We start from the raw sequence: 17,720 nt of genomic DNA, 5'->3' as shown, positions 1-17,720 counted from the left end.
GCTTCCGAGGTGATCTGAGCGCTTCGGACAGTTCGTCGTACGACCTTCGTCGTAGGCCCCGGCCCTCTCGCGCACGAGGTGGCCGCTCCGGGCACCCGGCGACGTACCCTCAGCCGGTGGGCGCCGTCATCGTGAGCGCCTGCGCCCGGTGGTCGGACATGCCCAGGCTGTCCACCATCCGGTAGGTGTGGACCTTCACCGATTCGCTGGTGAACGCCCAGTCCAGCCGCCACATCGCCGGTCCGCTCGCGGGCCAGGACACGGGGTTGAGCTGGTCGCCGGCGGGCAGCGCGTCCCGCAGCCGGCCGCCGAGCCGGCGCAGTTCGCCCATGGCCGAGGTGCCGTTCATGTCGCCTGCCACCAGCACGGGCAGCCGGTTCTTCGCGAGGTCCTGCTCCAGAGCCCGGTAGGTCGCCTGTCGCCGGACCTCCTGGGCCCGCATGAAGTCGGTGAACTGCGCCGAGCCGGGGTCCATCGAGATGTCGAGCTGCACGGGGACGTGGACGTTGTAGAACGCCATCACGCGTCCGTCGATCCGCAGATCGGTGCGCAGGGTCTTGTACCGGTAGTAGTCCGGGAACCGGCCGTCGGGCGGCATGCCGATGGCGGGATCGGACAGGTGGGGCCAGTTGTCCAGACCCCGCCAGTCCTCGATCGTGTAGCGGGACATGGTCAGCATCTCCCCGACGGCCACCACGTCGAACCCGGGGAAGCGTGCGCGGAGTTCGGCCACGTGGTCCGCGCGGACCGGCCGGTGGCCGGGGACGTCCCAGGACACGTGCTCCTGCAGCAGATAGACGTCGGCCCGCTGCGCCTTCAGATACGCGTAGAACGCCTCCTGGTCGCCGTCGTCGCTCCAGTACTCGGTGTTCCACGAGAACACCCGGACCGCGCCCGGCGGTGCGGCCGACCCGCCGCCGGCACCCGGCAGCGCGTGGACGTTCAGTCCCACCAGGGGCAGACCGAGCAGGAGGCAGCACAGTGCGGCGGCGGCCAGCGGGAGACGGGCCCCGCGCGCCAGCGGGGTGAGCACCAGCAGGAGCAGCGGAACCACGACGAACGTCAGCGGCGGCGCCAGCTCCACCGGTCTCCACCACCAGTGCTCACCGGTGAGCACGTAGAACGCCGCCAGGAAGGCCGTCCACAACGCCAGGGCGACGATGAGCGACCGGGCTGCCAGGCGGCCCGGTCGCCGCGGGGAGACCGGCGGTGCGGGGACCTCTCCGGCTGTCCCGCTGGTCCGGACCTCCTCGAGAGGAGTGCTCATGCCGTCATTCCGGGCGTCTGCCCGGGCCGCTGCTCCGGCGCGGTGAGGACCTGCTCCCCGGCGGCCGGCCACTGGGGGGCGTACATCCGGCGGAAGCGGCCGGACACCAGCCAGTGGACGGCGCCCACGGCGATGCCCGCCGATATGGCAACGTTCGTGGAGAAGGCCACCGAGGTGAAGACCACGAGGAACCGCCACCCGCGCCGGTTGAGGACGTAGCGGTACATCGACAGGTCGCCGGCGACCGAGAGGCCGGCCAGTGCCACCGGAACCAACAGCCAGGCGGGGCCGGACAGGGCGAGCGGCAGGCTGACCACCGCGCCGAGCGCGGCCATCGCGCCCATCGACCGGGACGCGGTCTCGAAGCCCTTGGCGAAGCGCCGGCGCCGGGCGAACAGCGGGACTCTCAGCCGGGCCCGGCGGAACAGCTTGCGTACCAGGGGCAGCAACTTCTCGTCGTCGTCGTGCCGTCCCAGGACGTGAGGGGTGACCATGATCTGGTAGTGCGCGGACATCCGCTGGCCGTAGTCGACCTCCTCGGTCTGCCGCAGCAGCGGGTTGAACGGGCCGATCTCCTGGAAGACCCGGCGCGGGATCGCGGTGAGCGAGGAGAACAGAAAACTGACCGTGCCGAGGGAGTCCATCCGCCAGCAGTAGGCCTGCAGCACCCGGCATTCCTCGACGATGCTGTCCCTGATCAGCGGTTCGTCCTCGTAGATGCCGCACACCGCTCCGTACTCGGGGTGGGCGAGCAGTTCCTCGACGGCCTTCTCCACCGCGTCGGGCCGCAGGGCCACGTCCGAGTCGACGAAGAACAGAATCTCACCGCGGGCCGCCGCCGCGCCCGTGTTGCGTGCCACGGCGACGCCGCTGTTGCGCGGTGTCTGCAGTACGGTCACGCCCCTGCGGCGGGCGATCCGCAGGGAGTCGTCGGTGCTGTGGTCGTCGACCACGATCACTTCGAGCGGGTCGTACGTCTGTTGCAGGGCCGCGTCGATGCACAGACCGATCGAGTTGCCGTAGTTGTAGTTCGGAATGACGACCGACACGAGGGGTCGGGGCACGGTGATCCTCCTGGGAGCGCGGGACTAGTGATGGGTGGCGAGGAGCGTGCCGCCGAGCAGCAGGCCCCAGAGCAGGGAGTTGACGACCATGGCCCGGTCGCGGAGCAGGATGCGAGTGGGCTCACCGCCGCCGCCGTTGACGTGCAGCAGTTGCAAGTACCTGGCCATGGCGAAGAGCGCGAAGGGCGCCGAGCCGAGCACCGCCAGGTCGGCGTACGGGTTGCCGACCGACTGCTGGAGGTGGAACAGGAAGGCGACCACGGTGACGCTGGCGCACAGCCCGATCAGGTGGTCGAGGTACTGGACGGAGTAGCCGCGCAGTGACGGACGATGGGAGACGCCGCCCGCCAGCATCTCGTGTCTGCGCTTTCCCAGCACGAACACCAGGCAGAGCGAGAACACCGAGACCAGCAGCCAGCTGCGGATCTGCGTGCCGCCGGCCAGGTGGCCCTGGACCACGCGGAGGGCGAATCCGGTGGCCACCACGAAGACGTCCAGCAGGGGGACGTGCTTCAGACCGCGGCTGTATGCGAGGTTGAGGGCCAGGTAGACGGCGATCGGCCACCAGTCGTCGACGGGGCCGTACACCGCCGCTCCCGCCAGCAGGAGGCCCAGCGCGCCCCCGAAGGCGATGGCGGTCGGCACACCGACCCGTCCCGAGGCGATGACCCGGTGGCGTTTGGTCGGATGGACCCGGTCGCGGTTACGGTCGCACAGGTCGTTCAGGACGTACACCATGGACGACGCGAGGATGAACAGCAGTACGGCCCAGGCGGTGCGGGTCAGCAGCCCCGGTGGCGCCACCTGCGCGTCCAGCAGGGCGAGCGGCACGACCAGCAGGTTCTTCGGCCACTGGCCCGGGCGTATCAGGGACAGCAGATCGCGCGGCAGGTTCCGGAGCCGGTGCCGCGGCGGTTCCAGGGGCAGACCGGTGTCGAGGGGCTGGTCACGTAACCGGCGCTGGGGCGGCTCGCCGGGCAGCGTGATGTCCGTGACGGCGAGGGGTTGGTCGCTCAGCCGGTGCTGCGGCGGTGGCGCGGGCAGACTGGTATCGAGGGGCTGGTCGGCACTGGTCGTCACGGTGGTCTCCCCGCTCAGAAAAGGGCCTTGGCCAGGCCCAAGGCGCCCTGTTTCCAGGGCTCCCGGCTGGTCCGGCCCGCGGACGGTGTCGCTTCGGCGGTGGTTCTGCTGGTGCGCCACCACTGGTAGGTGGCGAGGATGGCGTCGCTGTTGGAGTAGCGGGGTGTCCAGCCGAGCACCTCACCCACCTTGTCGATGCTGACGTAGGAGTCGGCGCGCAGCTTGTGGATCAGCCGGCCGTACACCGGGGACAGCCGCAGCCGGCTCAGTACGTCCAGGGCGACGACCGCGGGCGCGGCGGGGATGGAGACCACGCGCTTGCCGTGTCCGGCGGCGTCCAGTACGGCCTGGAAGTCCTCCCGCAGGGTGCCGAACTCGGCGGCCGCCAGGTTGAAGGTGTCGTCGGCGATCTCCGCCGGTGCGTCGAGCGTGGTGGCGACGGCGTCGACCAGGTCGTCGACCGCGAACATCTGGATGCGTACGTCTCCCCGGCCCAGGACGGGGAAGTTGCGCCCCTCCTCCGCCCATTCGAAGAGCATGGCGAACAGGCCCATCCGGCCGGGGCCGACGAATGTTTTGGGTCGCAGGACCGGAACGCACAGCCCGCGGGCGCGGAACTCCTCGGCGACCACTTCCGCACCCGCCTTGGCCCGGCTGTAGGCGTCGACCGGGCGGCGGGGGTAGTCCTCCGTGGTGGGGACGGTGTCGGGCAGGCCGTACACCGCCGTGGAGGAGATGTGCACCGCGCGTTCGAGACCGGTGTCCCGCGCTGCCTGCAGTACGGTCCGGGTGCCGTCGACGATGATCGAGCGGATCTCGTTCTCGGGGTAACTGGGCAGCGCCGCCGCCGTGTGCACCACGGCGTCGGCCCCGGCCAGCGCGGCCCGCACCCGGCCGGCGTCCCGGATGTCCGCGATCACGTGGTCCACGCCGGGTACCGGTTCTGTGGGCGGCCGCACGTCGAGGCTGCGTACCTCCAGGCCGGCGGCGGCCAGCGACTGGACCAGATTGCCGCCGAGCATGCCGCTGCCGCCGGTCACGACCACCGTCTTCACCACAGCGACGACACCTTCTCCCGGACGAAGCGCGTGACAAGGCGGGTCAGTCCGGTGGCGAGGACGGTGTCGAGCCGTTCCAGGAAGATCTCCACCTCGGCCGGGGTCGCGATCAGCGGTGGGCCGACGACGAGGGGGTTCTTGCCGTTGAGTGTGTAGTAGGCGTAGATGTCGTGGTCCTGGTAGAGCGCGTTGATGACGGCGCAGGTGACCAGCTTGGTGCCGAACTGCGGATCCCTCGCGAGGCCGCCCGGAGCCAGTTTGGAGACGAGGTCGAGAGCTCCGGTGCTGCCCAGGAAGGCGCCCCACAGAGCTCCGGCGCCGCGGACCTCGGTGACGATGTCCGAGTGCTCCTTGGCGATCCGTTCCAGGCCGGGGCCCAGGACGTTCTCGATCGCCCGGGCGCGGGCCGGGAAGTCTTCCTCGACGGCGACGTTGATCGCCTCGATCGCGGTGGCGCACTCCTCGCCGAAGCCGTAGTAGGTGGTGCTGGTGCTCTGCAGCAGCGCGTCTTGCAGGTTGTCGTAGGCCTTGCGGAAGACGGGCCTGCGGGCGACGTACGCGGAGATGGAGGACTTGCCGCCGCCGAAGGACTTCGACGTCGTCACCACGTCGGGTATGAGCCCGGCGTAGCGCGTGAAGTAGAACATGGTGCCGGTCTTGCCCCACCCGCTGTAGATCTCGTCGAAGATCAGGACGATGTCTTCCTCGGTGCACAACTCCCGCAGCCCGCGCAGGAATTGCTCCGAACACCACCGGATGGTCGAGGCGCTGAACGGCTCGATGAGCAGGGCGTAGACGTCCGACCGGCCCTTGGCGTCACGGCTCGCGTGCACGGCGGCCCGCACGGAGTCCAGGTCGTCGTAGGTGAAGGTGGCCACACCGGGGATGCCGGGAAAGGCGAAGTGGTTCTGGGAGCTTCCGGTGAGGCTGCCCGAGCCGAGCAGCTTGCCGTGGAAGCTGATGTCGCTGCGCAGAACGGTGTTGCGCCGGCCGTTGTGGTACTTGTACGCGAGCTTCACCGCACCCTCGACGGCCTCCGCGCCCGAGTTGGGCAGGAAGGACATGTCCAGGTCGCCGGGGAGCACGGTGGCCAGGTTGTGCGACAGCGCGGCCATATAGGGCGAGAAGTAGGTCTTGTGGACCTCCATCCGTCCCTGTTCGGCGAAGCGTCTGCGGGCCTCGATGATCCGCGGGTGGTTGTGGCCGTGGTTGAGGACGCCGACGCCACCGGTGAAGTCCAGGATCCGGCGGCCGTCCTTGGTGTAGACGTACGCGCCCTCGGCGCGGTCGACCAGTTCCCGGCCGAATCCGAACGACGTCATCAGAGAGACCTGGCTCTTGTTGACGTACTGGCGGTACAGGCCGTGCACCTGGTCGACGGACAGCCCTTCGGCGTCGTCGATGCTCATGAGTTCCGTCATGCGGAAGTCCCCTTTCTGAGGAAGGTGAGATGGGTGCGGCGGCCGTGGAGGGCGGCCGCACTCAGGGCGGCGCCGGACGTGGCGAGTTCGGCGACGAGGGTCAGCACCCGGCTGCCGAGCGCGGTGGCGACGGCGGCGGGCAACGGCAGGACGGTGGCGAGGGCGGGCACCAGCAGGAGTTCGCGCACGCCGACACCGTCGGGGGCGAACACCGCGAGGGTCCCCACCACGGTGGCGAGGGCGAATCCTCCGACGGCGGCCGGGAGCGCGGGCAGCGGGGCCGCGCCGAGCAGCACCGCGATCACCCAGACGTGCAGGCCCGACAGCACCCAGGAGACGGTCTGGTAGACGATGGAGCGGCGCAGGTCCTGCGGCCGGCCCGGTGAGGGCGGCGGCTGCCGCCGGGCGATCCGGGCGGCCAGGCCCGCGGATCTGTGGATCAGGTCCGGCCGGGCCACGAGGGTCAGCAGCAGGACCGGCGGCAGCAGCAGCCACCAAGCGGCGTCGGCCAGCAGGGACGGCGCGACCAGCATGCCGACCGTACCGCCCGTGATCAGCACGACCACCAGGTTGACCAGGTACGTTCCGGCCATCTGGGCCTTGGTGGCCCCGGCCTGCTCGCCCATCCGGATCTGGGCGATCAGCCCCCAGACCCGTCCCGGCACGAACTTGCCCAGGAAGCCGACGAAGAACATCCGCACTCCGGTGCGGGCGGGGACGGGCACCGCGACGGCCGACAGCGTCATCATCCAGGCCCTGGTGCCGCACAACAGCCCCGCCGCGGTGATCAGGACGGCTCCCAGCAGCGCCACGACCGAACCGCCGTGCAGCAGTTGGGAGAGCACGGACCAGTCCTGGCCCCGCAGGGCGACGCAGATACCGGCCGCCACCGCCGCGGCGAACAGCACGGCCAGGGCGCGGCGCCACACCGGGCTCATCCCGCGTTCGTTTCCGGCGGCGGCGCGGCGGTAAGGGCTCCTGAGCCGCGCAGCCGGCGCACGGTGCCCACGGCCAGCCCGGCCGTGATCGCCAGCTGGGCGAGCAGGTGCACGGCCAGGAAGTACGCGAGGAACCGCAGCCCGCGCTCCCGGCGGACGAATCCCGGCAGACCCGGGTCGGCCATCAGGAAGAGGGCCAGGAACACCAGGGGGACGGCCGTGAGTACGGGGGCGGCGGGGGCCGCCAACAGGAGCGGGAGAGCGGCCACGAACAATGTGGCGCCCAGTACTCCGAGCGCGGGGTTCACCACGACGCCGCCCGAGCGCATCCGGTGGGCCCCGGCGAAACCGGCCAGCGGCAGGGACCGCCGGAACTGCTCCTCCAGCATGTCCCCGAGCTTCGAACAGTCGTCGTGCCGCCCGACCACCGTGTCGGTGAGCCGGATGGCGGCCACCCGGATCAGCCGGTCGCTGTACTCGACGTCCTCGGCGTCCCGCAGCGCCTCGTGGAACGGTCCGGCGGCGGCGAAGACCTCCCGGCGCACCGCCGCCAGCGCGAAGACGGCCGTACCGACCCGGCCGGCGCTGCGCCTGCGCCACCAGTGCGCGTGCAGCACGCGGTAGTGCTCGACGGGTCCGTCGTCGAAGAGCGGGCGGGTGTCGTACGTGCCGTGCACCAGACCGCAGTCCGGGTCGTCGCGGAGCACCCGCAGCGCGTTCGCGACGGCGTCCAGGCGCAGGGCCACATCGGAGTCGAGAAAGAAGAGGATCTCTCCGCGCGCCTCACACGCGCCGATGTTGCGGGCCGCGGAGACACCACGGTTGCCCGCTCCCGCGACGACCCGGCACGGGTACGAGGCCGCGATCTTCCGCGACCGGTCGGTCGACCCGTCGTCGACGACGATCACCTCGAACGGCTGGTGGGTCTGGGCGAACACCGCGTCCAGGCAGGCGGCGAGCGTCTTCTCGTAGTTGTAGTTGGGGATAATCACCGACACCGTCGGTCGATCCGTGATCATGTGCTGTCCGTTTCGGCGAGGGGGTGCGGAGGCGGACCTGTGGTGGATTGCCCTCGGCACGCAACGTATGGATGTGCGTCAGTCGAACGGCAGTGGCAGCGGCTTGTTCCGCCCGGGTTGTCGGCGAAAGTGGAAGACGGGGCTACGACCAAGGGCGTACCGGGATGCGCGGGAAGGCGCACCGCGGACCGGGCGAAGGGCCGGCGGCGGCAATGCGCCAGGGACGCCGGCGTGGCCCCACGAGCCGTTCCGCCAGTCCTGCTCAGGCGTCTTCGTACTGGCGTGCGACGTCATGGCGACCCGCTGTTCACGCGCCGGTGATCAAAACTCCCTGGCAAAAGACGGGCAGAAGGCCTAATGTTCCCAACCGGGCTCAACTCCGTTACAGGGATAGCTGCTTGTTGGGATGGGCGCGTGTACGAACCATTCGTTTTCGCCGGAACTCTGCGGGGGGGGGGCCGTGAACCGTTCAGGCTTTGAGCGCGCCAGTGGCCGGAAACCGCGTCGGGCGGACCGACGGCGCCACCGCATCGCCGGGTCGGCCGCACGGCGGAAGGCGAGTACCTGAGGCTGTGAATCAACCGCATGACGAGTGCACTCATGCATCAATTTGGGAGCGCTCCCGAACGAAGACCGCGATTCGGAGCTGAGGGGAATTCACCGTTGCCGATCTGCACGGCTCAACCTGACTCGTACCGTGATCTGTCCACCGTCCACGAGGAGATCGTCACCTCGATCCGCCAGGCGCTGCGCCGGGACGGCAACGAACTGGCCACCCGGCCCGAGTGTGTCGACGAACTCGCCGTCCAGGCCTGCGCCGTATTCGACGACGTGACCGCCGCCGTCGCGGCCGGCGACCCGCTCGGCGCGCTGTCCGCCGGCGGGGCCGCGGCTCCCTTCGGTGGCACCGAGCGGACTCAACGCGGCATCGACTGGGCACAGTCGCTGCGGGCCGGCACCACTCTGTTCGAGGTGATGCTGCCGATCGTGCTCCGCGAGCTGGCCCCGCCGAACCACGCGGCGGCCACCCGGATCAGTGTGGTGCTCCACCAGGCGGTCCTGGCCCGCGTCGTCCGCGGCTCACTGGTGCACATGACGTTCCTGGCCGACCGGATCCGGACCTCGCGGCAGGACGAACGCCGGCACATCGCCCGCGAATTACACGATCGGGTGCTGCACGGGATCGGCCTGGTCCTGCAAGGCCTCGACATGCACCGGTACCACGCGGAGGCGTCCCCCGCGCTGGCCCGCGCCAAGCTCGACAAGTCCGTCGACCTGCTCCGCCAGGTCGTGCGCACTCTCCAGCAGTTCTCCTCAGAACTGCGCCGGTCGGTAGGGGAGGGCGGTCTGGAACGTGCGCTGCGGTCCTACCTGGAGGCCCATGCCGAACCGTTGGTGCACGTCACGCTCCGGACGAAGGGGGATCTCGCCGCGCTGCCGGCGGACATCAGCGAGGAGGTCTACCTGATCATGCGTGAGGCCACCCGCAACGCCCTGCGCCACGCCTCCCCCTCCCGTCTGGACATCACCGTCGAGGCAACCGACCGCTCGGTGTACGCGGCGGTGACCGACGACGGCTGCGGGTTCGTCCCCGGCGTCTCCCAGACGGGCGGCGGCCTGTCCTCCATGCGGGAACGGGTCCTCCTCCTGCACGGGCAGTTCTCATTGTCCAGCGCTCCCGGCAGCGGTACCAGGGTCGAGTCGCGAGTCCCGCTCGGAGAGTGGGGCCTGTGAGCGACCCGTCGGCACCCACGGTCCGCATCTGCCTCGCCGACGACCACACCTTGATGCGGGACGGTCTCAAGGAGGTGCTCGGCACGGCCCCGGGGTTCACCGTGGTGGGTGAGGCGTCGACCGGCACCGAGGCCGTGGCGCTCGTGACCCGACTGCGCCCCGACGTCCTCCTGCTGGATGTCGAGATGCCCGGCCCCCAGGCCTCCGAGGTGATGCAGCAGATCGTCCGTACCGTACCGGAGACCCAGGTGATCATCCTGACGATGCACGACGATCCCGACATGGTCTACGAGTTACTGGAAGCGGGTGCGGCCGGATATCTGCTCAAGACCATCCTCCGGGAGGAGCTCATCGCCGCGGTGCACTCGGTCGTACGCCGCCCGTCGGACAGTGTGGTGCTGGTCGTCTCCCGCCGGACGGTGGAACAACTGCACCGGCAGAAACCGCGCCCGCACAAGGCGCAGTTGACGGACCGCGAGCTGGAGGTGCTCCGGCTGGTCGCGGAGGCGCTGAGCAACGCCCAGGTCGCCGCGCGACTGTTCATCACGGAAGCCACGGTCAAGCGGCATCTGACCAACACCTACGCCAAACTCGACGCGGTCTCCCGGGTGGACGCCCTGCGCAAGGCCACCGCGGCCGGGCTGATCGAATTGCGATCTCTCGGGTTGGTGTCAGTGGTGTGAGGCCGGTGGTGGTGTTCTGGTGAGGGCGATGTTGAGCTGGAGGACGTTCACCCGGGGCTCTCCCATGAAGCCGAGAATTCGCCCGTCGGTGTGGTCGGCGATCAGCTTCCGCACCTGATTGACATCGAGGTTGTTCTTCTCCGCGACGCGGTGGGCCTGGAGTTCGGCGTACTCCGGGGAGATGTGCGGGTCCAGGCCCGACGCGGAGGAGGTGACGGCTTCTGCCGGCACATCGGAGGGCCTGACCTTGTAGCCCGCCGTCGAGTTGTCCTTGACGACAGCGGCCTTGGCGGCCTTGACCCACTTGATGAGTTGCTCGTTGTCACCGGACCGGTTGGTGGCGCCGGAGAGGATCAGCTTGTACTGGGTGTTCACGCTGTTGGTGCCGAGGCCGTTGGACGGGCGCGGCTGGAACCACTTCAGGTCCGGCGCCGGAGTCTCGCCCTTCTTCGGCGGCAAGTCGTAGCGCTGGCCGATCAGTTCGGAGCCGACAACCTTGCCATCCGCTGTTGTCTCGGAGCCGTTGGCTTTGTGGTGGAACAGACCCTGGGCGATACCGGTCACCGCGAGCGGGTAGATCACGCCGCACACGAGGGTCAGCACGAGGAGGGCGCGGAGTCCAGCTCCGATCAACCTTGTGGTGTTTCCAAGGGAGTTGCTCATGGCAGTCAGCACGCTCCTGATTCAGCGCAGCCCGGGGATGGAGGAGAGGAACAGGTCGATGATCTTGATGCCGATGAATGGCGCGACGAGCCCACCGAGTCCGTAGATCGCGAGGTTGCGCCGCAGCATCCTGTCGGCGCTCATCGGCCGGTAGCGCACGCCCTTGAGGGCGAGGGGCACCAGCGCGATGATGATCAGCGCGTTAAAGACGACGGCGGAGAGGATCGCGGACTGGGGCGAGGTCAGGCCCATGACGTTGAGCTTGTCCAGGCCGGGGTAGGCGACGGCGAACATCGCGGGAATGATCGCGAAGTACTTCGCCACATCATTGGCGATCGAGAACGTTGTCAACGCGCCGCGCGTGATCAGGAGTTGCTTACCGATCTCGACGATCTCGATCAGCTTTGTCGGGTTGGAGTCGAGGTCCACCATGTTCCCGGCCTCCTTGGCGGCCGAGGTGCCGGTGTTCATGGCCACCCCGACATCCGCCTGCGCGAGCGCGGGAGCGTCGTTCGTACCGTCGCCCGTCATCGCGACCAGCTTGCCGCCCGCCTGCTCGCGCCTGATGAGCGCCATCTTGTCCTCGGGCGTGGCCTCGGCGAGGAAGTCGTCCACGCCCGCCTCCTCGGCTATCGCCTTGGCGGTCAGCGGGTTGTCGCCCGTGATCATGACCGTCTTGATGCCCATCCGCCGCAGTTCGTCGAACCGGCCCCGCATGCCCTCCTTCACCACGTCCTTGAGGTGGATGACACCCAGGACGCGGGCCCCCTTGCCGTCCTCGACGGCGACCAGCAGCGGTGTACCGCCCGCCTGGGAGATCGCGTCGGTGAGGGTGTGTGTGTCCTTGGCGACGATGCCGCCACGTTCCTCGACCCAGGCGACGACCGAACCGGTGGCGCCCTTGCGGACCTTGCGTGCCTCACCGTTCTCGGAGAGGTCCACACCCGACATCCGGGTCTGGGCGGTGAAGGCCACCCACTCGGCGTGCGCCAACTCGCCCTGGTGACGCTCGCGCAGCCCGTACTTCTCCTTGGCCAGTACGACGACGGAACGCCCCTCGGGGGTCTCGTCGGCCAACGAGGACAGCTGGGCGGCGTCCGCAAGTTCTGCCTCCGCCGTCCCCCTGACCGGTACGAACTCAGCCGCCTGCCGGTTGCCGAGGGTGATCGTCCCGGTCTTGTCCAGCAGCAGCGTCGACACATCGCCGGCGGCCTCGACCGCACGGCCGGACATCGCCAGGACGTTGCGCTGTACGAGCCGGTCCATGCCGGCGATGCCGATCGCGGAGAGCAGCGCGCCGATGGTGGTCGGGATCAGGCAGACCAGCAGCGCGATCAGCACGATCATCGACTGCTTGGCGCCCGCGTAGATCGCGAACGGCTGGAGGGTGACGACGGCGAGCAGGAAGACGATGGTCAGCGAGGCGAGCAGGATGTTCAGCGCGATCTCGTTGGGCGTTTTCTGGCGTGCCGCGCCCTCCACCAGGTTGATCATCCGGTCGATGAAGGTCTCGCCGGGCTTCGTCGTGATCTTGATGACGATGCGGTCGGACAGCACCTTCGTACCGCCCGTGACGGCGCTTCGGTCGCCGCCGGACTCACGGATGACCGGGGCGGACTCCCCCGTGATCGCCGACTCGTCCACCGAAGCGACGCCCTCGACCACATCGCCGTCACCTGGGATGAGGTCACCGGCCTCGCACACCACCAGGTCGCCGACGCGCAACTCCGCGCCCGGCACCCGCTCTTCGTCCGTGCCGATGAGGCGGCGGGCGACCGTGTCGGTCTTGGCCTTGCGCAGCGTGTCGGCCTGCGCCTTGCCGCGCCCCTCGGCGACGGCCTCCGCCAGATTGGCGAAGACGACGGTCAGCCACAGCCAGGCGGTGATCGTCCAGCCGAACCAGTCACCAGGTTCGGTGAGGGCGAAGGCCGTCGTCAGTACGGAGCCGACCTCGACCACGAACATGACGGGTGACTTGACCATCACCCGCGGATCGAGCTTGCGAAAGGCGTCCGGCAGCGACTTGATCAGTTGCCCGGGGTCGAAGAGGCCACCGCCGACGCGGCCGTCTCCGTCCGGCTTGTGACCGGTCGGCACGTCCTGGTGCGGGGCGTGGGTCGGGGTGGCGGTGGACATGGAGTCGTTCTGCTTCTTTACGCCGGTGGTCATGAAAGCCCCTCCGCCAACGGCCCGAGAGCCAGCGCCGGGAAGTAGGTCAGTCCGGTGATGATCAGGATCGTGCCGACGAGCAGGCCCGTGAACAGCGGCTTCTCGGTACGGAGCGTTCCTGCGGTCGCCGGGACGGGGGTCTGCCCGGCGAGCGAGCTCGCCAGGGCCAGCACAAACACCATGGGGAGGAACCGGCCCAGCAGCATGGCCAGTCCGATGGTGGTGTTGAACCACTGGGTGTCGGCGTTCAGGCCCGCGAAGGCGCTGCCGTTGTTGTTGGCGGCCGAGGTGTAGGCGTACAGGATCTCGGAGAAGCCGTGCGCGCCCGAGTTCGTCATCGAGTGCACCGGGGTCGGCAGTGCCATGGCCGCGGCGGTGAAGCAGAGCACCAGCGCGGGGGTGACCAGGATGTAGCAGGCCGCCAGTTTGATCTCGCGGGTGGAGATCTTCTTGCCGAGGTACTCGGGCGTACGGCCGACCATCAGACCCGCGATGAATACCGCGATCATCGCCATGACGAGCATGCCGTACAGGCCGGAGCCGACGCCGCCGGGCGCGATCTCGCCCAGCATCATGCCGAGCATGGTGATGCCGCCGCCCAGGCCGGTGAACGAGGAGTGGAACGAGTCAACGGCGCCCGTAGAGGTGAGTGTGGTGGATACCGCGAAGATAGACGAGGCACCGATCCCGAACCGGGTCTCCTTGCCCTCCATCGCGCCGCCGGCGATCTCGAAGGCCGGCCCGTGACCACCGAACTCGGCCGCCCACATGAGCAGCACGAAGCCGGCCCAGATGGTCGCCATCGTGGCGAGGACCGCGTAACCCTGCCTGACGCTGCCGACCATCCGGCCGAAGGTGCGTGTCAGCGAGAACGGGATCAGCAGGATCAGGAAGATCTCGAAGAGGTTCGTGAACGCGTTGGGGTTCTCGAAGGGGTGCGCGGAGTTGGCGTTGAAGTAGCCGCCGCCGTTGGTTCCGAGCTCCTTGATGACCTCCTGGGAGGCCACCGCGCCGCCGTTCCATTGCTGCGTACCACCCGTGCTGTGCTCATTCAGGAACTGACCGACCTCATGGATGCCGGAGAAGTTCTGGATGGCGCCGCAGGCGACCAGCACGAGGGCGCCGACGACGGAGATCGGCAGCAGGATGCGGACGACGCCCCGGACCAGGTCGGCCCAGAAGTTGCCCAGCTCGCCGGTGCGGGAACGGGCGAAGCCCCGTACGAGCGCGACTGCGACAGCCATTCCCACGGCCGCCGAGACGAAGTTCTGCACGGCGAGGCCACCGGTCTGTACGACGTGGCCCATGGCCTGTTCGCCGTAGTACGACTGCCAGTTGGTGTTCGACACGAACGACGCCGCCGTGTTGAACGCCTGATCCGGGTCGATGGAGCCAAAGCCGAGCGATCCGGGCAGGGAGCCCTGCACCCGCTGAAGCAGGTAGAGGAAGAGGACGCTCACCGCGGAGAAGGCGAGGACGCCGCGCAGGTAGGCGGGCCAGCGCATCTCGGCCGTGGGGTCGGCGCCGACGGCCTTGTAGATCCACTTCTCCACGCGCAGATGCCTCGTGGAGCCGTAGGCCCTGGCCATGTGGTCGCCGAGCGGGCGGTATGCGAGTGCCAGGGCGGCGATCAGCGCCAGCAGCTGGAGCACACCAGCGAGGAAGGGGCTCATATCCGTGCTCAGAACCTCTCCGGGTACACAAGGGCGAGGATCAGATAGCCCAGCAGGGAGACGGCCACGATCAGGCCGACGATGTTCTCGGCAGTCACAGCTTCGCCACCCCCTTGGCGATGAAAGCCACCAGCGCGAACACCGCGACCATGGTGACGACGAAGGCCAGATCGGCCATCGCAAGCTCCTGAATGACGTTCGGTTGAAATGACCTCACGACGAAAGCGCGTTTTTGAGCCGGAACGACCGCCCTTGACGGGTCCCTTACGACCATTCATGGTGCTTTGATGAACTTCTTACGCCCACGCCGCCGGCCTGGGTCGGGCGCGCTTGTGTCAGGGCGCTTCCACCAGGGGCGGCTCCCCCCATGGCGCGGTCAGTGCCTCTCGCAGCGCGGTGGTGGCGGCGGAGCCGATGCGTTCGGCGAGGACGCCTTCGATGACGGCGATCGTGGCCAGGGCCCGCTGATGGGCGCGGGCACCTTCGGCGGTGACACGGACCAGACTGCTGCGAGCGGAGGCGGGGTCGGGCACCTGCTCCAGCAACCCCATCCCGATCAGGCTGTGCACGGCCTGGTGGGCGGTCTGCCGCGTGACACCAATCCTTCGGGCGAGCTCGGAGATCGAGGTGCCCTCGTCGTCGAGCGTGGCGAACACGGCGGCCTGGGCGGCGGTCACCGGTCGCTCACCAGCCGCCTGCATGCTGGTGAGCAGCGCGTCCTCGAACCAGCGCTTGGCCCGGACCAGCAGCTGAGGCAGGTTCTGTGCGGGCTCGCTCATGGCTCCTCTGAAAGCGGGGGATCTTGAGCATAGCCACCGCCCGGCGCGTGGTCACGACCGGCGTTCACCCGCCGAGGCCGGCGAAGCCCTCTACCGCCCGGGTCTTGCCGGTGACGATGATGACGTCGCCCTTCTCCACCACCGTCTCGGCGGTCGCGTAGGTGAAGTCCTGGCCCGACCGCTTGATGCCGACGACGGTCACGCCGTACTTGCTGCGCACGGCGCTCACGCCGAGCGGGACGCCGGTGGCGATGTCCGGGGCGACTGTCTTGACCAGCGCGTAGTCGTCGTCGAACTCGATGAAGTCGAGCATGCGTCCCGTCACCAGGTGAGCCACCCGCTCGCCCATCTCGTGCTCGGGCAGGACGACATGATGCGCGCCGAGGCGTTCGAGGATCTGGCCGTGCTGGCGGCTGATCGCCTTGGCCCAGATGTTCGGTACGCCCGCGTCCAGGAGGTTGGAGGTGATCAGGATGCTCGCCTCGATGTCGGTGCCGATGCCGACGACCGCGCTGGTGAACTCGTGCACACCGAGCTGCTGGAGCACTTCCGGGTCGGTGCAGTCGGCGACGGCGGAATGGGTCAGCGCGTCACTGTGCCGCTGGACCAGGGGCGCGTCGGTGTCGATCCCGAGTACGTCCCAGCCCCGCCGTGTCAGTTCGTGGGCCAGTGAGCTGCCGAACCGGCCCAGGCCGATCACGGCGACCCGCTGGTCGCCCAGCTCGGGGCGCTGTTCCGCGAGCCGCCTGCGGCGGCGACGGCGCAGGGATTGCAGGTAGTTACCCAATGACGGGTCGCTCCTCGGGTAGCTGGTAGCGGCGGGTCCGTTCGCGCAGGGCGAGCGCCGAGACCAAGGTGACCGGCCCCAGTCGGCCGACGAACATGAGCAGGATGAGAATCAGTTGTCCGGACTCCGGGACGTCCGCGGTGATGCCCGTGGACAGCCCGACGGTGGCGAAGGCGGACACACTCTCGAACAGCACGGCCTCGAACGGTGCCCTGACGACGGTGAGGAGGGCGAGCGTGGAAACCATCACCAGCCCCACGCCGAGCAGTGCCACGGTCAGGGCCTGGCGCAGGACGTGCGGTGCCAGACGCCGTCCGAAGATGGCGGAGCTGGGTTCACCGCGTACCTCGGCGACGATCGCGGCGGCGAGGACGGCGAAGGTGGTGACCTTGATACCGCCGGCGGTCCCCGCGCTGCCGCCGCCGATGAACATCAGCGCGCACGTCATCAGCAGGGTCGAGGCTTCCATCGCGCCGATGTCGAGCGCGTTGAACCCGGCGGTACGGCTCATCGCGGAGTGGAAGAAGCCGTTCAGCAGCTTGTCACTCCAGTCGAAGTGGCCCAGTGTGCCCGGGTTGGACCACTCCAGCAGGCTGGTGAACACCGTGCCGGTCGCGAGCAGAATGGCCGTGGTGGTCATTGTCAGCTTGGTGTGCAGGGACCAGCCGCGTCGCCCGGTCGTACGTCGCCGCCGACGGTGACGCAGCAGTTCGAGCAGCACGGGAAAACCGATGCCGCCGAGGATGACCGCCGCGGCGATGGGGAGGGTCACCCACGAGTCCCGGGCGTATCGGGTGAGGTTGTCGGCATGCAGCCCGAAGCCGGCGTTGTTGAAGGCCGAGACCGCGTGGAAGTAGCCGAGATGCACCGCTTGGCCGATGGGTTCTCCGTACCCGTACCTGAAGCGCAGAGCGAGGACGGCTCCGACGGCGAGCTCGATGGCGAGCGTGGTGCCCGCGACTCCCAGGAGCACGCGGCGTACTTCGCCGATGCCGAGGCTCTTGGTCTCCGCCTGGGCGGTCAGCTGCATCCGCAGGCGCAGCTTTCCGGAGACCAGCAGCCCCAGGAGTGAGGCCATCGTCATGATGCCGAAGCCGCCGACCTGGATCAGTGCGAGGATGACGCCTTCACCGAAGCCGCTCCAGTACGTACCGGTGTCGACGACCGCGAGTCCCGTGACGCACACCGCCGAGGTGGAGGTGAACAGCGAGGTCACGAAGCCAGTGGCGCCGCTCTCCTCGGAGGAGAGGGGCAGCGACAGCAGGGCGGCCCCGGCGAGCGTCACCGCGGCGAAGGCCATCACGACCGTGCGGGCCGGGTGAGCGGTGACGAGCGACTTCCACACCCGTGTCGCGCGTGCTGCCACCGCGGTCGGCCTTCCTTCT

Annotated in this window: 17 protein-coding genes; 2 read left to right on the top strand and 15 right to left on the bottom strand. The window is 69.0% G+C overall.

Going from position 1 to position 17,720, the window contains the following annotated elements:
• Positions 1-109 precede the first annotated feature (109 nt).
• Genes J7E96_RS15225 through J7E96_RS15195 form a run of 7 tightly spaced genes read right to left on the bottom strand, consistent with a single transcriptional unit; the run spans position 110 to position 7,847 of the window.
• On the bottom strand, positions 110-1,267 hold the full coding sequence (locus tag J7E96_RS15225; protein WP_215131583.1) for an endonuclease/exonuclease/phosphatase family protein: 1,158 nt from the start codon (positions 1,265-1,267) through the stop codon (positions 110-112).
• Complete coding sequence (locus J7E96_RS15220) at positions 1,264-2,331, bottom strand: glycosyltransferase family 2 protein (protein WP_308295971.1); 1,068 nt, start codon at positions 2,329-2,331, stop codon at positions 1,264-1,266. The genes J7E96_RS15225 and J7E96_RS15220 overlap by 4 nt, the downstream gene beginning before the upstream one ends.
• A 24-nt stretch (positions 2,332-2,355) precedes the next feature.
• Complete coding sequence (locus tag J7E96_RS15215) at positions 2,356-3,411, bottom strand: UbiA prenyltransferase family protein (protein WP_308295970.1); 1,056 nt, start codon at positions 3,409-3,411, stop codon at positions 2,356-2,358.
• A gap of 14 nt (positions 3,412-3,425) precedes the next feature.
• Positions 3,426-4,469 (bottom strand): NAD(P)-dependent oxidoreductase, encoded by a 1,044-nt coding sequence (locus J7E96_RS15210; RefSeq protein WP_215131569.1) that lies wholly within the window; start codon positions 4,467-4,469, stop codon positions 3,426-3,428.
• The gene (locus J7E96_RS15205; protein ID WP_215131564.1) at positions 4,463-5,890 is read right to left on the bottom strand and encodes an aspartate aminotransferase family protein; all 1,428 of its coding nucleotides are present in this window, start codon (positions 5,888-5,890) and stop codon (positions 4,463-4,465) included. The genes J7E96_RS15210 and J7E96_RS15205 overlap by 7 nt, the downstream gene beginning before the upstream one ends.
• Entirely contained in the window at positions 5,887-6,828 is a 942-nt protein-coding gene (locus J7E96_RS15200) for a lysylphosphatidylglycerol synthase domain-containing protein (RefSeq protein ID WP_215131561.1), read from the bottom strand. The genes J7E96_RS15205 and J7E96_RS15200 overlap by 4 nt, the downstream gene beginning before the upstream one ends.
• The gene (locus tag J7E96_RS15195) at positions 6,825-7,847 is read right to left on the bottom strand and encodes a glycosyltransferase family 2 protein (RefSeq protein WP_215131557.1); all 1,023 of its coding nucleotides are present in this window, start codon (positions 7,845-7,847) and stop codon (positions 6,825-6,827) included. The genes J7E96_RS15200 and J7E96_RS15195 overlap by 4 nt, the downstream gene beginning before the upstream one ends.
• Before the next feature lie 663 nt (positions 7,848-8,510).
• On the opposite strand from J7E96_RS15195, the gene J7E96_RS15190 reads away from it, so the two are divergent.
• Entirely contained in the window at positions 8,511-9,581 is a 1,071-nt protein-coding gene (locus tag J7E96_RS15190) for a sensor histidine kinase (RefSeq protein ID WP_215131551.1), read from the top strand.
• Positions 9,578-10,264 (top strand): response regulator transcription factor, encoded by a 687-nt coding sequence (locus tag J7E96_RS38450; RefSeq protein ID WP_308295969.1) that lies wholly within the window; start codon positions 9,578-9,580, stop codon positions 10,262-10,264. Before J7E96_RS15190 ends, J7E96_RS38450 begins: the two co-directional genes overlap by 4 nt.
• Here J7E96_RS38450 and J7E96_RS15180 read toward each other — a convergent pair.
• The 8 genes from J7E96_RS15180 to J7E96_RS15150 form a co-directional block, all read right to left on the bottom strand.
• Positions 10,253-10,927, bottom strand: coding sequence for a potassium-transporting ATPase subunit C (locus J7E96_RS15180; RefSeq protein ID WP_215131546.1), 675 nt, complete (start codon positions 10,925-10,927; stop codon positions 10,253-10,255). The two genes, J7E96_RS38450 and J7E96_RS15180, sit on opposite strands and share 12 nt — an antisense overlap.
• Before the next feature lie 21 nt (positions 10,928-10,948).
• The gene (kdpB, locus tag J7E96_RS15175; RefSeq protein WP_374196682.1) at positions 10,949-13,063 is read right to left on the bottom strand and encodes a potassium-transporting ATPase subunit KdpB; all 2,115 of its coding nucleotides are present in this window, start codon (positions 13,061-13,063) and stop codon (positions 10,949-10,951) included.
• A 29-nt stretch (positions 13,064-13,092) separates the two neighbouring features.
• Positions 13,093-14,769: a potassium-transporting ATPase subunit KdpA gene (kdpA, locus tag J7E96_RS15170; RefSeq protein WP_215131528.1), complete on the bottom strand. Its 1,677-nt coding sequence runs from the start codon at positions 14,767-14,769 to the stop codon at positions 13,093-13,095.
• Positions 14,770-14,777: 8 nt separating this feature from the next.
• On the bottom strand, positions 14,778-14,867 hold the full coding sequence (gene kdpF, locus J7E96_RS15165; RefSeq protein WP_037647273.1) for a K(+)-transporting ATPase subunit F: 90 nt from the start codon (positions 14,865-14,867) through the stop codon (positions 14,778-14,780).
• Positions 14,864-14,986: a hypothetical protein gene (locus tag J7E96_RS38180; RefSeq protein WP_285439461.1), complete on the bottom strand. Its 123-nt coding sequence runs from the start codon at positions 14,984-14,986 to the stop codon at positions 14,864-14,866. The genes kdpF and J7E96_RS38180 overlap by 4 nt, the downstream gene beginning before the upstream one ends.
• A gap of 118 nt (positions 14,987-15,104) precedes the next feature.
• Positions 15,105-15,548 carry a MarR family winged helix-turn-helix transcriptional regulator gene (locus J7E96_RS15160; RefSeq protein ID WP_215131522.1) on the bottom strand — a complete coding sequence of 148 codons (444 nt, stop codon included), beginning with the start codon at positions 15,546-15,548 and terminating at the stop codon, positions 15,105-15,107.
• Positions 15,549-15,612: 64 nt separating this feature from the next.
• The gene (locus J7E96_RS15155) at positions 15,613-16,335 is read right to left on the bottom strand and encodes a TrkA family potassium uptake protein (protein WP_215131516.1); all 723 of its coding nucleotides are present in this window, start codon (positions 16,333-16,335) and stop codon (positions 15,613-15,615) included.
• Positions 16,328-17,701, bottom strand: a complete 1,374-nt coding sequence (locus J7E96_RS15150) for a TrkH family potassium uptake protein (RefSeq protein WP_215131510.1) — start codon at positions 17,699-17,701, stop codon at positions 16,328-16,330. Before J7E96_RS15150 ends, J7E96_RS15155 begins: the two co-directional genes overlap by 8 nt.
• Positions 17,702-17,720 lie beyond the last annotated feature (19 nt).

Source organism: Streptomyces sp. ISL-96 (assembly GCF_018614035.1).
GTDB lineage: Bacteria > Actinomycetota > Actinomycetes > Streptomycetales > Streptomycetaceae > Streptomyces.
Note: the sequence above shows the minus strand (reverse complement) of the source record. Positions and strands in the feature narration are given on the sequence as shown.

What these genes read in the sequence shown, in the direction of transcription:
- J7E96_RS15225 (WP_215131583.1), bottom strand. Translation starts at nt 1,267, where the DNA reads ATGAGCACTCCTCTCGAGGAGGTCCGGACCAGCGGGACAGCCGGAGAG.
- J7E96_RS15195 (WP_215131557.1), bottom strand. Translation starts at nt 7,847, where the DNA reads ATGATCACGGATCGACCGACGGTGTCGGTGATTATCCCCAACTACAAC.
- J7E96_RS15205 (WP_215131564.1), bottom strand. Translation starts at nt 5,890, where the DNA reads ATGACGGAACTCATGAGCATCGACGACGCCGAAGGGCTGTCCGTCGAC.
- J7E96_RS15160 (WP_215131522.1), bottom strand. Translation starts at nt 15,548, where the DNA reads ATGAGCGAGCCCGCACAGAACCTGCCTCAGCTGCTGGTCCGGGCCAAG.
- J7E96_RS15200 (WP_215131561.1), bottom strand. Translation starts at nt 6,828, where the DNA reads ATGAGCCCGGTGTGGCGCCGCGCCCTGGCCGTGCTGTTCGCCGCGGCG.
- J7E96_RS15180 (WP_215131546.1), bottom strand. Translation starts at nt 10,927, where the DNA reads ATGAGCAACTCCCTTGGAAACACCACAAGGTTGATCGGAGCTGGACTC.
- kdpA (WP_215131528.1), bottom strand. Translation starts at nt 14,769, where the DNA reads ATGAGCCCCTTCCTCGCTGGTGTGCTCCAGCTGCTGGCGCTGATCGCC.
- kdpB (WP_374196682.1), bottom strand. Translation starts at nt 13,063, where the DNA reads ATGTCCACCGCCACCCCGACCCACGCCCCGCACCAGGACGTGCCGACC.